11 protein-coding genes are annotated in these 15,088 nt (G+C 68.8%); 6 read left to right on the forward strand and 5 right to left on the reverse strand.

Annotated elements, in window-relative coordinates:
- The first annotated feature begins 24 nt into the window (after nt 1–24).
- The 4 genes from QE449_RS20240 (at nt 25) to thiD (ending at nt 4,269) form a co-directional block, all read left to right on the forward strand.
- Nucleotides 25–486 (forward strand): MarR family winged helix-turn-helix transcriptional regulator, encoded by a 462-nt coding sequence (locus QE449_RS20240; RefSeq protein WP_373428330.1) that lies wholly within the window; start codon nt 25–27, stop codon nt 484–486.
- The gene (locus tag QE449_RS20245) at nt 483–1,724 is read left to right on the forward strand and encodes an MFS transporter (protein WP_081821365.1); all 1,242 of its coding nucleotides are present in this window, start codon (nt 483–485) and stop codon (nt 1,722–1,724) included. The genes QE449_RS20240 and QE449_RS20245 overlap by 4 nt, the downstream gene beginning before the upstream one ends.
- A 205-nt stretch (nt 1,725–1,929) precedes the next feature.
- A complete protein-coding gene (locus tag QE449_RS20250) occupies nt 1,930–3,405 on the forward strand; it encodes a hypothetical protein (RefSeq protein ID WP_307109550.1) in 1,476 nt (491 codons plus the stop codon).
- Between the two features lie 75 nt (nt 3,406–3,480).
- On the forward strand, nt 3,481–4,269 hold the full coding sequence (thiD, locus tag QE449_RS20255) for a bifunctional hydroxymethylpyrimidine kinase/phosphomethylpyrimidine kinase (protein ID WP_056443661.1): 789 nt from the start codon (nt 3,481–3,483) through the stop codon (nt 4,267–4,269).
- Nucleotides 4,270–4,272: 3 nt separating this feature from the next.
- Here thiD and pyrE read toward each other — a convergent pair whose 3' ends face one another.
- The 4 genes from pyrE to QE449_RS20275 all read right to left on the reverse strand — a co-directional run bounded on the left by pyrE (nt 4,273) and on the right by QE449_RS20275 (nt 6,943).
- The gene (gene pyrE, locus QE449_RS20260) at nt 4,273–4,809 is read right to left on the reverse strand and encodes an orotate phosphoribosyltransferase (protein WP_037186299.1); all 537 of its coding nucleotides are present in this window, start codon (nt 4,807–4,809) and stop codon (nt 4,273–4,275) included.
- A gap of 24 nt (nt 4,810–4,833) precedes the next feature.
- On the reverse strand, nt 4,834–5,400 hold the full coding sequence (locus QE449_RS20265; RefSeq protein ID WP_155957081.1) for a hypothetical protein: 567 nt from the start codon (nt 5,398–5,400) through the stop codon (nt 4,834–4,836).
- Between the two features lie 69 nt (nt 5,401–5,469).
- Complete coding sequence (locus QE449_RS20270) at nt 5,470–6,258, reverse strand: SDR family oxidoreductase (protein WP_307109551.1); 789 nt, start codon at nt 6,256–6,258, stop codon at nt 5,470–5,472.
- Nucleotides 6,259–6,313: 55 nt separating this feature from the next.
- Nucleotides 6,314–6,943, reverse strand: coding sequence for a hypothetical protein (locus tag QE449_RS20275; protein WP_051613537.1), 630 nt, complete (start codon nt 6,941–6,943; stop codon nt 6,314–6,316).
- Between the two features lie 214 nt (nt 6,944–7,157).
- Here QE449_RS20275 and QE449_RS20280 point away from each other — a divergent pair, with 214 nt between their 5' ends.
- Nucleotides 7,158–12,626, forward strand: coding sequence for a carboxyl transferase domain-containing protein (locus QE449_RS20280; protein ID WP_027506427.1), 5,469 nt, complete (start codon nt 7,158–7,160; stop codon nt 12,624–12,626).
- A gap of 82 nt (nt 12,627–12,708) precedes the next feature.
- On the opposite strand, the gene QE449_RS20285 is transcribed toward QE449_RS20280, so the two are convergent.
- Complete coding sequence (locus QE449_RS20285) at nt 12,709–13,557, reverse strand: hypothetical protein (RefSeq protein WP_197027822.1); 849 nt, start codon at nt 13,555–13,557, stop codon at nt 12,709–12,711.
- 118 nt (nt 13,558–13,675) lie between these two features.
- Here QE449_RS20285 and QE449_RS20290 point away from each other — a divergent pair, with 118 nt between their 5' ends.
- Nucleotides 13,676–15,082, forward strand: coding sequence for an amino acid permease (locus QE449_RS20290; RefSeq protein WP_307109552.1), 1,407 nt, complete (start codon nt 13,676–13,678; stop codon nt 15,080–15,082).
- The last annotated feature ends 6 nt before the right edge of the window (nt 15,083–15,088 follow it).

The following is a 15,088-nucleotide window of genomic DNA, read 5'->3' on the forward strand; positions in this document are numbered from 1 at the left end:
GTTAGCTTATGTAACGTTAAGGGAGTGCAGACCACGGCGATGCGAACCGACGAACTGCGGACACTGCTGTCCGAACTGGTCACCACGACCTCGCGTTTCACCCGGCTCGCGGCCTCGGTCGCGCCCGCGGAGCATCCCCGTACGTGGTCGCGCGCGCTCTCCCTGCTCGACGAGTACGGCGCGATCCGGATCAGCGAGTTCGCCCGCCTCGACCGAGGCTCGCAACCCTCGGCGACAGCCCTGCTGCGCACGCTCCACGAGAACGGTCTCGTCGACCGCATGACGGATCCGACCGACTCCCGCGCCGTGGTCGTGTCGATCTCGGACCGCGGACGCACCTGGCTCGCCGACTCGCGTCGCGCCATCGGCGACGGACTGCTCCGCCACCTGGGCGAGCCGGATCCCGACCAACTCCGACGCATCGTCGAGGGCCTCGACGACCTGCGCTCGGTACTCAAGAACACAGCACGAAAGGAACACCCGTGACGACGATCGAGGAGAAGAAGGACGCGTCCCAGCCGAGCCTTCTGCAGCAACCGAAGGCCGTGTGGGCAGTGGCGTTCGCCAGTGTCATCGCCTTCATGGGGATCGGCCTCGTCGATCCCATTCTCAAGCCCATCGGCGAACAGTTGAACGCGACACCGTCGCAGGTGTCTCTCCTGTTCACGTCCTACATGCTGGTGACGGGCGTGGCGATGCTCGTCACGGGCGTCGTCTCGTCGCGCTTCGGCCCGAAGAAGACACTGTTGGCCGGTCTCGCGATCATCATCGTGTTCGCCGCGCTCGCAGGCTCGTCGAGCACCATCACCCAGATCGTCGGGTTCCGCGCCGGCTGGGGACTGGGCAATGCACTCTTCATCGCGACCGCCCTGGCGACGATCGTCGGCGCCGCGAGCGGTGGCGTCGCGCGGGCCATCATCCTGTACGAGGCCGCACTGGGCATCGGCATCGCCACCGGCCCGCTGGTCGGCGGCGTCCTGGGCAGCATCAGCTGGCGGGGCCCGTTCTTCGGCGTCGCCGTCCTGATGGCCGTGGCCGTCGTGCTGCTCGTCGTCATGCTGCCGGAGGGCGAGAAGCCCACGCACCGAACCTCTCTCGCGGACCCCTTCCGCGCACTGCGGCACCGCGGGCTGCTCACGGTCGGCATCACGGCACTGCTGTACAACTACGGATTCTTCACCCTGCTCGCCTACACGCCGTTCCCGCTCGACCTCGGCACCTACGCGATCGGCTTCATCTTCTTCGGCTGGGGACTCGCGCTCGCGGTGGCCTCGGTGTTCCTCGCACCGCGCCTGCAGCGCCGGTTCGGGACGCTGAACATGATGATGCTCGCGCTGCTCCTCTTCGCCGCCGACCTCGCCGCGATGGCTCTGTTCACGGAGAGCAAGCCGGTTCTGATCGTGTGCGTCGTCCTCGCCGGACTGTTCCTCGGCGTCAACAACACCCTCATCACCGAGACCGTCATGATCTCGGCGCCGGTCGAACGGTCGACCGCCTCGGCGGCCTACAGCTTCGTGCGGTTCGCCGGCGGCGCTGCCGCCCCGTACCTCGCCGGCAAGCTCGGAGAATCCAATGTGCACGTGCCGTTCTGGGTGGGCGCCGCCTGCACCTTCCTGGCCATCGGCGTTCTCGCGACCGGTCGGAAGGTCCTCGCACACGTCGACGACCACGACCCCGCTCCGCACAGCGTCGACGAGGCGGCAGCACTGACCGTGGGCGACTGACCAGGGAAAACCGAATCACACCAGTCACATTCACCGCATGAACACCATCTGCACCAAAGGTCACACTTCGATGACGAAGTAACTCTGAAGTAAAGGTCTAGGCGGACCGGAAGGTACGTTCTGTTCGGTCGGGGGACGCGTACACCATTCTTCACCGCTTCTCGGATACGGCAGGAATGCCGTCTTCGGTATCGAAAGGCCATTCATGTCGGACAAGTCCATCACCCGTGCCCGCAGGACGCGGCTCGCTGCAGCAGGCGCCGTGCTCGCCGTGTCGCTGGCTGTCGCCGCACCCGCCGTGGCCGTCGCCCAGCAGGATCAGCCGGACAGCTCGGAGAGCAGCGAGTCCTCCACGAGCACCACCACCGAGGCTCCCGCCACGTCGAGCACCGAGCAGGAACCCTCGGCGACGGATGCGCCACCGGTCACCACCGTGCCCACCACCGCTCCCCCGGCCCGGCCGCTGCCGCAGGTCACCGGTTCCGTCGTGGTCGACGACGAGGGCAACTCCTCCATCAAGGTCGACATCGACGCGAAGCTGACCGAGGACGAGAAGAAGGCACTGCAGGTGGCCAAGGACGCCACCAAGGCCGCCGTCGACGCCATCAAGAAGGCGCAGGCATTCCTCGACGACGCCATCGCCGCAGCGCAGGGCGGCGACGCCGCTGCCGAGGCCGAGGTCGACGAAGCGAAGGCCGAGCTCGAGGCATCCAAGGCCGAGGAATCGGCGTCGGTCGCCGAGCAGGAGAGCATCGTCGCCGCCGGTGTCGCCGCCAAGGCGCAGGAAGAGGCGGACGCCGCCAAGGCTGCAGCGGACGAGGAGAAGAGCAAGGCGGACGCCGCTCAGGCCGAGGCCGACGCTGCGAAGGACAAGGCCGACGAGCTCGAGGGCGACGCTGCCGCGGATCCGACCGAGGCAGAGGCCGCGCGTGCGGACGCCGATGCGAAGGCCGAGGCCGCAGCCGCCGCGCGCACCGCCGCGGAGGAGGCCACGAAGGCTGCCGAGGAGTCGTTGAAGGCCGTCGGTGACGCGTTCGCGACGCTCGACGCCGCCAAGGTCACCACGGCGATCCAGGCCGCGTACGCGAAGGCGTCGACGCTCTTCGCCGCTGTCGTCAAGGCAGCGACGACGCAGGTGGCCGCCACGGTCGCCGAGGAGAACGCGAAGCGGCTCGAAGCAGCCGGTGACGCCGAGGCGGCAGCAGCAGCCGAGGCCGCCGCAGCAGCGAAGGCCGAGGCCGAGGCAGCTGCGAAGGATGCCGCGGACAAGAAGGCCGCCGACGAGGCTGCCGCGGAGAACGCCGCCAAGGAGACCGTCACGGTCGAGGTCGGCGACGAGAAGAAGGAGGACGTCGAGGTCGCGACCATCGACTCCACCACGGTCGAGGTCACCGCCTCCGGAATCCGTCTCATCGGCTTCTACGTCGACGGCCCGACGCGCACGTTCAAGGTGGTCGACTACTTCACCGACGACGAGGAGGGCAACGTCATCGTCGCCGGCGAACTGCCGGAGATCGGTCTCGTGTCGTCCGAGTCGAGCCTCGCGGGGTCGGATCAGGCGAGTGCCTCGAACGACGAGGGCGGACTGCCCGTCGCCGCGATCGGCACCGGCGTGGCCGTCGTCGCCGTCGCGGGTGTCGGTGCGTTCGCACTCTCGCGTCGCAAGGGCACTCGCTCCTGACGACCGAGCGCGTGGGTGCGGGGGCTCTCTCGGCCCCGCACCCACGCGCTCTCGGCGTTTTGGGATGATGAAGACATGCCGACACTCGCCTACGTCATCGCCGGATCCGAAGCCACGGGAGGCGCCGGCCTGCAGGCCGACCTCAAGACGTTCGAGCGGCTCGGGGTCTACGGCGTCGGCACCATCACCTGCATCGTCTCGTTCGATCCGAAGGCCGGGTGGGGCCACCGTTTCGTCCCCATCGCGGGACCGGTGATCGCCGACCAGATCGAGGCGGCGACGGCTGCCCACTCACTGGACGTCGTGAAGATCGGCATGCTCGGCACACCCGAGACCGTTGCCACCGTCGCCGAGTCGCTCCGTCAGCAGCCGTGGCGACACGTCGTCGTGGATCCCGTCCTCATCTGCAAGGGCCAGGAGCCGGGCGCGGCGCTGGACACGGACAACGCCCTGCGCGCCGAGATCCTCCCGCTCGCGACCGTCGTCACGCCCAATCTCTTCGAGGCGCAGACCTTGTCGGGAATGGACTCGATCGAGTCCGTCGACGATCTGTCGGAGGCCGCCCGCCGCATCGCGGACCTCGGACCGCGCTACGTGGTGGTCAAGGGCGGCGCGGGTCTGCCCGGCGACGAGGCCGTCGACGTCCTGTTCGACGGCACCGACGTCTCGGTGTTCCGTGCGCCGAAGATCGGCGAGGAGCGCGTCTCCGGAGCCGGCTGCATCTTCGCCGCCGCCATCACCGCCGAGCTGGCGAAGGGTTCCTCTGTCCAGGACGCGGTGGCCACGGCCAAGGACTTTGCGCACGCCGGCATCGTCGGCCGCGTGACGACGAACGCGCCCTTCACCGCCGTCGGCTGGCAGTAGAGCTCAGAGGTTCAGGTCGCCCAGACCGAGGAGGGACCGGTACTCGAGACCCTCGGCCGCGATGACCGCGTCGGCGCCGGTGGCGCGGTCCACCACCGTAGCGACGCCCACCACGACGGCACCGGCGTCACGCAGAGCCGCGACGGCCGTGAGCGGGGAGTTGCCGGTGGTGGTGGTGTCCTCGACGACCAGGACCCGTTTGCCCACGATGTCCGGGCCCTCGATCTGGCGCTGCATGCCGTGGGCCTTGGCCGCCTTGCGGACGACGAACGCGTCGATGGGACGGCCAGGCGCGTGCATCACCGCCAACGCGACGGGGTCGGCACCCATGGTGAGTCCGCCCACGGCGTCGAAATCCCAGTCCGACACCAGTTCTCGCATGAGCTGCCCGATGAGGGCACCGGCGCGGTGGTGCAGCGTCGCACGGCGCAGGTCGACGTAGTAGTCGGCTTCCGTGCCCGACGACAGCGTCACCTTCCCGTGCACGACGGCCAACTCGCGGACCAGTTCTGCCAGTTCGGACTTCTCGGTAGCTGCCACGAGCAGTGAATCTATCGGGTGCGCTCAGGCGGCGTGCTGCGGCGCCCGCAACCACGCCGTGTCGGCGTCCGCGGTCTCGGCGAACGCCTCGGGTGCCCGGACGCCCAACAGCCGGACGACGGGTCCGGACAACGGCGAGTCGGCGAGCGAGGCCAACGACGAGGCCTGCGTGTTGTACACGCGGACGGCCCCGGCGACGCGATGCTCGATGCGATCGAGTTCCGTTGCGGGCGAACTGAAGTCCCACCCGAGAGGCCCACTGGCCCGACCGTCGAAGAGCACCTCGTGCAGCGCGACCGACAGCGCGTTCTCGGCGCCGGCCCGGGCGCCGAGCTCGGCGCGCCGATCCCGCATCATGGCCGACAGCGACCGCGCTCCGACGAGTTGGTTCACGGCGGCGCGGTCGAGATCTGCGTCGACGGCAGCGCGCACGAGATCGGGGATCACGGCCCGTCGTCGATCGAGCTCGATCTCGAGCAGGTTCAGTCCGGCAGCGACGGAGTCGGCCGACCGACGTGTCCGCCGGACGACCGACACGATCCAGCCGATACCGATGATCATCACGAACGCCACCAGGGCCACAACAGTCACACCAGAAACATAGCGCCGTCGAGTATGAACGTCGACCCGAGGTCGAGGGTTCGCCCCGGCCGCCGGAGCCTACGTGCGACCGCGCGCGCTGCCGACCAGGGAGACCACGCGGCGAGCGATGGTACGGGGCACCAGACGCGATACCGAAGTCAGTGACTTGTACTGAAGCCCAGGCACACTCAGCACGGTGTTCTTGTCCAGGTCGGCGAGCGAGGCGTCGACGACCTGGTCCACGGAGAGGTACATGAACGACGGAATCGACGACATCTCGATGCCGGCGCGCTCGTGGAACTCGGTCCGCACGAAGCCCGGGCACAGAGCCTGGATGCGGACGCCGGTGCCGGCGAGACCGCCCGCGAGACCCTCGCTGAACGAGACGACGTACGCCTTCGACGCGGAGTACGTGGAACCGCGACCCGACAGCAGGCCGGCGACGCTGGCCACGTTGATCACCGAGCCCTTCGCACCCGCGATCATCGACGGCAGCGCCGCGCGGGTGAACTGCATGACGGCGGTGACGTTGACGTCGAGCTGCGACTGCAGCAGCGCGGGATCCGCCGTCCAGAACTCGCCGGACGTGCCGAAGCCGGCGTTGTTGATCAGGACCTGCACGCCCTCCTGCAGTCGGGCGACCACGGCAGCGCGGCCCTCCTCGGTCGCGAGGTCCGCGCCCAGGATCTCCGACGAGGTGCCGTACGACGCGCGTAGCTCGTCGGCCAGTGCCTCGAGCCTGACGGTGTCGCGGGCGACCAGGACGAGGTCGTGGCCACTGGCGGCGAGACGGCGGGCGAACCCGCCGCCGATGCCGGACGTCGGACCGGTGACGAGTGCGATGGGCCGCGGTGTTGGAGTCGACATGCGCACGAGACTAACGGGTGAGGTTCCTCACGGCAGCACGTGGCTGATGAAACGATCAGTCGTCGCGTCCGGGTGCTGCGCGGCGTCGCGAGGGCGGCAACACGTGCAGAAGGCCGGACAGGCGGGTGACGGCGTCGATCGCGGCGTCCCAGTCGCGTCCCGAACTGCCCACCGGAACGGTGCCCAGCGTCCACGGACCCTCGCTCCACAGCAGCTGCACCACATCGGGCACCGAGTGCGTGAATGCGACCATGCGCTGGTCACAGACTCGCCGTGCCACGTCGAGGTCGGTCGCGAAGATGATGCGCGGACCCAGCGAGCCGAGGAGCTGCATGTCGGCCTCCTTGGGCGGCGGCGTCGTGCGGGACCGCAGATCGAGGTCGACGTCGGATCCCACCTCGCGGCGCACCGCCACGACGGTCGCGGCGTCCTCGAGGTCGAACAGGACGAACTCCTCGCCGCGTCGCACACCCTCGACCACGTCGACGGCACCGAGGAACTCCTGGTTCGCCATGGCCGCGCGCGAGAAGGTCGACGGCAGGTCGGGATCGGCGGGAACGTACTGGTAGCCCTGCGCTTTCGCCCAGATCTGACGCACCCGGCCCTGCTGTCCGCGGCGGGCGCGATCGATGTACAGCAGTGCCACCGCACCGAGGAGTGCGATCAGAGCAAGGCCGAACCACATCGCTGTCATCGCTCTCCACTGTACTTTTCCCGGGGCACGGCGCCGTCGTCGGCCCATCGTGTCATTACCCGCCGGTATACCCGTGGGTAGCGCATCGCCACAGGTCAGTGACCGATCACGACCCTTTCGGGCGTTGGTGAGATGTACTCGCCAGTACGCTCGTGGACCGTCACACTGGCTCGGAAGACACTTTCCCTTCGAGACGGCGGAGCGCATGTTCACACGCATAGCAGTAGTCAACCGAGGCGAAGCAGCTGTTCGCCTCATCCGAGCGGTACGCGAGCTGAACAACGAATCGCGGTCCGCCGAGCCTCTGCGCGTCATCGCTCTGCACACCGACGCCGAGCGGAAGGCGATGTTCGTCCGCCAGGCCGACGAGGCCGTCACGCTCCGCAAGACGGGCGTGCAGAACCCCTACCTCGACTACGTCGAACTCGAGCGCGCACTCGTCGAGGCCCGCGCCGACGCCGTGTGGGTCGGCTGGGGCTTCGTCGCCGAGGACCCGACCTTCGCCGACATCTGCGCTCGCCTGGGCATCACGTTCATCGGCCCGTCCGCTGCCTCGATGCGCCTGCTCGGCGACAAGGTCGAGGCCAAGATCCTCGCCGAGAAGGTGGGCGTCCCGGTCGCGCCGTGGAGCGGTGGTCCCGTCGAGACCCGCGCCGATGCACGTCGGCACGCCGCCGCCATCGGTTATCCCCTGATCATCAAGGCGCGCAGCGGCGGTGGCGGTCGCGGTATCCGCAAGGTCTTCGCCGAGGACGAGCTCGAGCTCGCACTCGAGCGCACCCAGGGTGAGGCCGAGCGCTCGTTCGGCGACCCTGTCGTCTTCCTCGAGCGGCTCGTCACCGAGGCGCGCCACGTCGAGGTCCAGGTCATCGCCGACACCCACGGCAACGTGTGGGCACCCGGCGTCCGCGACTGCTCGATCCAGCGTCGCAACCAGAAGGTCATCGAAGAGTCCAGTTCGGCCGTCCTGACCCGGGAGCAGGCCGACGAGCTGCGCGCCGCCTCCGCGGAGCTGGTCCGCGCCGCCGGGTATCACGGCGCCGGCACGGTGGAGTACCTCTACCAGCCGGAGCAGAAGATCTTCACGTTCCTCGAGGTCAACACGCGCCTGCAGGTCGAGCACCCCATCACCGAGGTGACGACGGGCCTCGACCTGGTCAAGCTGCAGATCCTCGTCGCGGGCGGCCACGTGCTCGAGGGCGACTGCCCGACCGAGTTCGGTCACGCCGTCGAGGCACGACTCAACGCCGAGGATGCAGACAACGGTTTCGCACCGGCGCCCGGCACCGTCCGGTTGCTGAAGTTCCCGCTCGGATCGGGCCTGCGCGTCGACACGGGCATCGCCCAGGGCGACGTCATCCCGCCCGACTACGACTCCATGGTCGCGAAGGTGATCGCCTGGGGCCGTGACCGTTCCGAGGCCCTCGCCCGGCTACGTACGGCGCTTCGCGAGACCACAGTCGTCATCGACGGCGGCACCACCACGAAGTCGTTCCTGCTCGACCTGCTCGACCGCGAGGAGCTCATCGACGCCACTGCCGACACCGGCTGGCTCGACCGCACCGGCGCGGGCACCGCGGAGGGCCCCACCCGCGTCGCTGACGTCGCACTGATCGCCGCGGCCGTCGACGCCTACGACGCGGACGAGGCCCGTGAGCGCGCCAAGTTCCTGCTGTCCGCCCGCGGCGGCCGTCCCCGCGCCAGCCACGACATCGGCCGCACGGTCGAGCTCAACTACCAGGGCCAGGGCTACCGCCTGACCGTCGGCCAGGTGGGACCGCACCGCTACCTGGTCGCGGTCGACGACCACGAGATCACCATCGACATCGAGCGGCTCGGCACCTTCGAGCGTCGCGCCGAGATCGACGGCACCCGCTACTCCGTCGTCACCGTGCCCGGCCCCGCCGGGTATCTCGTCGAGGTCGACGGCGTGAGCCACCAGATCAGCCAGGACGAGGCCGGCCTGGTGCGCGCACCTGCCCCCGCCGTCGTCGTCGCCGTGCCGGTCGCCGTGGGCGACGAGGTCGAGGCGGGACAGACGCTCGTGGTCCTCGAGGCCATGAAGATGGAGACCGCGGTGCGCGCCGCCTCGGCCGGTCGGGTGAGCGAGGTGCTCGCCGTCGTCAACGCACAGGTCGACAACGGCGCGGCGTTGCTGCGCGTCGACCCGATCGGTGAGACGGCCGCCGCCTCCACCACCGCCCGGGTCGAGTTCCGCTCGCCGTGCGGCGACGCCGACCGCGACGACCGCATCGACGCACTGGCCCGTCTCGACGAACTGCGGGCTCTCCTCAGCGGATTCGACGTCAGCGCGTCCCGTGCGCTCGCCACCATCGCCGAGTACGACGCTCTGCGCGGGGCACTCCCGCGCAAGGACGGCGAGCTGGTCCGCGCCGAGCTGGACCTGCTCACCACCTTCGCCGACATGTGCGAGCTGACGCGTAACCGTCCGACCATGGACGAAGAGGGCACCGACGAGCGCGTCCACAGTCCGCGCGAGCACTTCCACGCGTTCCTGCAGTCGCTCGACGCCGACGTCCAGGGCCTGCCGGACGAGTTCCGCGACAAGCTGGCTCGCGCACTGCGGCACTACGACAAGAACGATCTCGATCGCGGCACCGATCTCGAGGAGGCCGTCTACCGACTCTTCCTGGCGCAGCAGCGCATCGAGAACCAGGTGCCGGCCATCGCGGCGCTCCTCGATCGGTGGATCGCCGACCCGTCGGTCGCCCCCGACGCGGACAGCGCCGTCGGTGAGGTGCTCGACCGCCTCGTCGTCGCGACCCAGGTGCGGTACCCGGTGATCGGCGACGTCGCCCGCAACCTCCGTTTCCAGTTGTTCGACGAGCCGCAGATCCGCAAGGCGCGCGAGCAGGTCTACGACGGTGTCCGCGGCAGTCTGCAGTACCTGGCCGAGCGGCCCGACGCCGACGATCACCAGGAGCGCATCGACGCCCTGGTCGCCACGGAGGAGCCGCTCGTGGAGCTGCTCTCCCAGCGCATGTCCGATCCGGGCGCCCTGCTCGAGGTGATCACCCGCCAGTACTACGAGATCCGTGACTTCGAGGACGTGAAGGCCTTCGATCGCGAAGGGCAGCACTATGTCTCGGGCACCTTCACCCTCGTCGGCGGCAAGGTCAACCTGCTCTCGACGATGACCGATCGCGCGGGCCTCTCGTCGACGCTGGTGGCGCTCACCGAGACCGCGGGGCCGGCACCCGAGAACCTCGCGGTGGATCTGTACCTCTCGTGGCCGACAGCTCCCGAGGACGGCGACCAGGTGGTCGAGGAGCTGCGCACCGAGATCGCCGCACACCCGGCGACCACGTCGTGGCGTCGCGTCACGGTCACCGTCTTCGGACGCGGCACCGGCATCTCGCGCCAGGTGACGTTCCGGCCGCAGGCAGGCGTTCTGACAGAGGACGTCTCGCTCCGCGACCTGCATCCGCTCACCGGTCAGCGACTGGACCTGTGGCGCCTCAAGAACTTCGACGGCACCCGCATCCCCTCCGCACCCGGCACGTACCTGTTCGATCTGGTGGCGAAGGACAACCCCAAGGACGAGCGACTGGTCGCCCTGGCCGAGATCCGCGACGCCGCAGTGCAATTCGATGCCCAGGGCAACGTGGTCTCGGTTCCCGCGATCGAGCGCACACTCTCCGCGTGCCTCGACGGCATCCGCCGCGCCCAGGCTCGCCGAGGCAACCGCCGCCTCGACCACAATCGCGTCGTCCTCTACGTGTGGCCGGTGCTGAACCTGCCGCTCGACAAGCTGCGCATCGTGGCCCGGCATCTCGCGCCGCTCACCGTGGCCGCCGGTCTCGAGGAGATCACCATGATGGCCCGCGTCGTGGTGCGCCCCGGCGCGGAGCCCACCATGCAGGCCCTGCGCTTCTCGTACCGACCCGGTACCGGTGTGGTCACCAAGATCACCGACCCGCCCACCGAGCCCATGCGCCCGCTGGACACGTACACGCAGAACGTGCAGCGCTCGCAGGCACGCGGCACCGTGTACCCGTACGAGCTGATCCCCGTGCTGACCAAGCGCGACGGTTCCTTCGTCGAGTACGACCTGGACGAGTCCGGTGCGCTGCAACCCATCTCGCGGCCGTACGGTCAGAACACCGCGGGCATCATCGTGGGCCTGGTGTCCACGCCGACGGCGCTGTACCCGGAGGGCATGACCCGCGTCGCCCTGTTCGGCGATCCGACCAAGGCGTTGGGCACGGTGGCCGAGGCCGAGTGTGCGCGCGTCGTCGCCGCGATCGACCTGGCCGAGGAGATGAACGTCCCTGTCGAGTGGTTCGCGCTCTCCTCAGGCGCGACCATTTCCATGGGCAGCGGCACGGAGAACATGGACTGGGTGTCGCGGGCTCTGCGCCGCATCATCACCTTCACGCAGGCCGGTCACGAGATCAACGTGATCGTCGCGGGCATCAACGTCGGCGCGCAGCCGTACTGGAACGCCGAGGCCACGATGCTCATGCACACCAAGGGCATCCTGGTGATGACGCCGGAGAGCGCGATGGTGCTCACCGGCAAGCAGTCCCTGGACTACTCCGGTGGCGTCTCCGCGGAGGACAACTTCGGCATCGGTGGCTACGACCGCGTCATGGGCCCCAACGGGCAGGCGCAGTACTGGGCTCCGAACCTCGGAGCAGCGTGCGACGTCCTCTTCGCGCACTACGATCACGCGTATCGCGCACCGGGAGAACGCTTCCCGCGCCGCACGACGACCGTCGACCCGGTCGACCGCGACGTGCGGACCTACCCGCACGTCCACCCGTCGAGCGACTTCAAGACCGTCGGCGACATCTTCTCCTCGGCCACCAACCCGGAGCGCAAGAAGCCGTTCGACATCCGCACCGTCATGCGCGCCGTGGTCGATCAGGACCACGCCGTGCTCGAGCGGTGGGCCGACATGGCCGACGCGGACACGTCCGTCGTCTTCGACGCCCACCTCGACGGTTACCCGGTGTCGGTGATCGGCATCGAATCGCGTGCCATCTCGCGCAAGGGATGGTTCCCGTCCGACGGCCCCGACCAGTGGACGTCGGGAACGCTGTTCCCCCGCTCGTCCAAGAAGACGGCCCGTGCGATCAACGCCGCCAGCGGCAACCGCCCGCTGGTGGTGCTGGCCAACCTGTCCGGCTTCGACGGGTCACCGGAGTCGCTGCGCAACCTGCAGCTCGAGTACGGCGCCGAGATCGGCCGTGCCATCGTCAACTTCGACGGACCGATCGTGTTCTGCGTGGTCTCCCGGTATCACGGCGGCGCGTTCGTGGTGTTCTCCGGAGCGCTCAACGAGAACATGGAGGTGCTGGCCGTCGAGGGATCGTTCGCGTCCGTCCTCGGTGGTGCACCGGCCGCAGCAGTGGTCTTCACGCGAGACGTCAACAAGCGCACCGCATCCGACCCGTCCGTCCGCGATCTGGAGGCACGCATGAACTCCTCCGAGGACGACACGGAGCGGGCCCGGTTGCAGGTGGAGCTGTCGGCCACCCGCACCGCGGTGCGCTCGGAGAAGCTCGGTGAGGTGGCGTCCGAGTTCGAGGCGGTGCACAACATCGAGCGAGCGCGGACCGTCGGTTCGGTGCACCACATCGTGGCGGCCGCCGAACTGCGCCCGCAGATCGTCGCGGCTATCGAGCGCGGAATGGCCCGCCAGGCCTGACCTGATCGACAGAGAGACACCCTCCCCCGCGTGTGCGGGGGAGGGTGTCTCTCGTTCGGTGGTGTCGGTCGACGCCCCAGCGTCAGTTGAAGCCGATACCGGCGCTGACGATGACCTCGGCGGTGATGGACCCCTCGGCCAGCGGGGTGCCCTGCACCACGATCGAGGTGCCGGGCGCGAGGTCCGCCACCGTGGCGGCGCCGAGTGCGAGGATCTGCGTGTTCGCGTTCGTCACCACAGTGACGGTGGACCCGCCGATCCCGTCCATGACGATGGTGGTGCCGTCGTTCGAGATGATCGTGCCCACGGAGGCCCCCTGAGACCCCAGCGCCTCCCCCACTCCCCCGGGAATCTGCTCCAGACCCGGCAGCGAGCCCAGCGGCGGGACGCTCGTCGACGGCGGCGCCGTGGTCGTGGGCGGGGCGGAGCGCGGCGTGATGGCCGGCGCCGCGGTGCGCGAGGACGACGTCGAGTCGTACAGCAGATACGCCCCGGTGCCGATGAGTGCGATCACGACGAGCGCCGCCACGACGATGAGTGCGGTCTTCGGACCGCGCGGGGGCTTGCTGTCGCCGTTCTCGAGGAAGGGCGCCTCGCCGTACTGGTTCTGCTGGTACGGGGGCTGCTGGTACTGGGGATAGCCCTGCGTCGGGTAGCCCTGCTGTGCCGGGTAGCCCTGCTGCTGCGGATGACCCTGCTGTGTCGGGTAGCCCTGAGTCGGATACTGCTGCTGCTGGGGGTAGCCCTGCTCGTACGGCGGTTGCTGGGCGTACCAGTCGCCTGCCGGGAGCGCCTCGGTCGGGTTGTAGCCGGACTGCCCGTAGGCCTGGCCCGGATCCGACGTGTGACCGGGAGTGCCGAGGTACTCCGTCGGCTGGTCGCGGTCGCGAGCCGAGTCGTCGTTGTCGCGCGGTCCGGTCGGCGTCGTCATGACCTCAGGATAGTCCCCGAAAAGACCGGGCAAATCGGACGAGATGTGCCGTGCGCCGGGCACCGAACCGACCGTTGTGATCGACTCGGAAGGTTCGCATCTCACGAGGAGAACTGACATGTCGATCGACAACAAGGACACGGACCCAGTCAGCGCGACCGGACAACCCGGCGCTCTGGGAACCAGCCTGAAACCACGTCACATCACCATGATCTCGATCGCCGGCGTCATCGGCGCCGGACTGTTCGTCGGATCCGCGACCGCGATCAACCTGGCCGGCCCCGCCGTGCTGTTGTCGTATCTGTTCGCCGGCATCCTCGTCGTCCTGGTGATGCGCATGCTCGGGGAGATGGCGACCGCCAACCCCGACACCGGATCGTTCTCCACGTATGCGACCCGCGCGCTCGGCCACTGGGCCGGGTTCTCTGTCGGGTGGCTCTACTGGTGGTTCTGGGTGCTGGTCATCCCGGTCGAGGCCACGGCCGGTGCGCTGATCATGTCGTCGTGGATCGGCGGTGATCAGTGGATCTGGGCTCTCGCCATCACTCTGATCCTCACCGTCACCAACCTGCTGAGCGTGGGCAACTACGGCGAGTTCGAGTTCTGGTTCGCGCTCATCAAGGTGGTCGCGATCATCGGGTTCATCGCGCTCGGCGTGCTCGCGATCCTGGGTCTGCTGCCGGGCAGCGACGTCAGCGGGGTGTCGCACCTGTGGTCGGACGGCGGGTTCATGCCCTTCGGTTTCGGTGCCGTCATCGCCGCCATGCTCACGACGATGTTCTCGTTCATGGGCACCGAGATCGTCACCATCGCCGCCGCGGAGTCGCCCGATCCGAAGAAGGGCATCACCCGCGCGGTCAACTCGGTGATCTGGCGCATCATGATCTTCTACCTCGGCTCGATCTTCATCGTCGTCGCCCTGGTGCCGGCCGCGGAGCTCGACGCCGAGACCGGCTCGTACCAGTTCGTGTTGGGGCAGATGAACATTCCGCACGCGGACCGCATTATGGACGTCGTCATCCTCACCGCCGTCGCCTCGTGCCTGAACTCCGCGCTGTACACGGCGAGCCGCATGTTGTTCTCGCTGTCCGAGCGTGGCGACGCCCCCGCGGCGGTACGCAAGGTATCGAGCCGCGGCGTGCCCTACGTCGCCGTACTGGCCTCCACCGCACTAGGATTCGTGGCCGTCGTCGGCAACTACGCGCTGCCGGAGAAACTGTTCGGGTACCTGCTCGCGACCACCGGTGCCGTGGCTCTCTTCGTGTACCTCGCCATCGCGGCCAGCCAGTTGGTGTTGCGGCGCACGCTCGACCGGGAGGGTCGCCGACCTCCGGTGCGCATGTGGCTGTATCCGTGGCTGACGTATCTGGCGATCGGCTTCATCGTCGTCGTCCTCGTGATGATGGTGATCATGCCGGAGCAGCGGACGGCCATCGGCTTCTCCGCGGTGCTGGCAGCGGTCACCGTGGTGGCCGGTGTGCTGCGTCAGCGACGCGTGACCGCCGCCGAATCCGCGCGCGTCTGACAGCCC

Source organism: Rhodococcus sp. SORGH_AS_0303 (assembly GCF_030819335.1).
In the GTDB taxonomy this organism is placed as follows: Bacteria; Actinomycetota; Actinomycetes; order Mycobacteriales; family Mycobacteriaceae; genus Rhodococcoides.

Bases quoted from the DNA above. Each gene is read 5' to 3' on its own strand.
- QE449_RS20250 (WP_307109550.1), top strand. From the start codon at position 1,930: ATGTCGGACAAGTCCATCACCCGTGCCCGCAGGACGCGGCTCGCTGCA.
- thiD (WP_056443661.1), top strand. From the start codon at position 3,481: ATGCCGACACTCGCCTACGTCATCGCCGGATCCGAAGCCACGGGAGGC.
- QE449_RS20270 (WP_307109551.1), bottom strand. From the start codon at position 6,258: ATGTCGACTCCAACACCGCGGCCCATCGCACTCGTCACCGGTCCGACG.
- QE449_RS20275 (WP_051613537.1), bottom strand. From the start codon at position 6,943: ATGTGGTTCGGCCTTGCTCTGATCGCACTCCTCGGTGCGGTGGCACTG.
- QE449_RS20280 (WP_027506427.1), top strand. From the start codon at position 7,158: ATGTTCACACGCATAGCAGTAGTCAACCGAGGCGAAGCAGCTGTTCGC.
- QE449_RS20285 (WP_197027822.1), bottom strand. From the start codon at position 13,557: ATGACGACGCCGACCGGACCGCGCGACAACGACGACTCGGCTCGCGAC.
- QE449_RS20290 (WP_307109552.1), top strand. From the start codon at position 13,676: ATGTCGATCGACAACAAGGACACGGACCCAGTCAGCGCGACCGGACAA.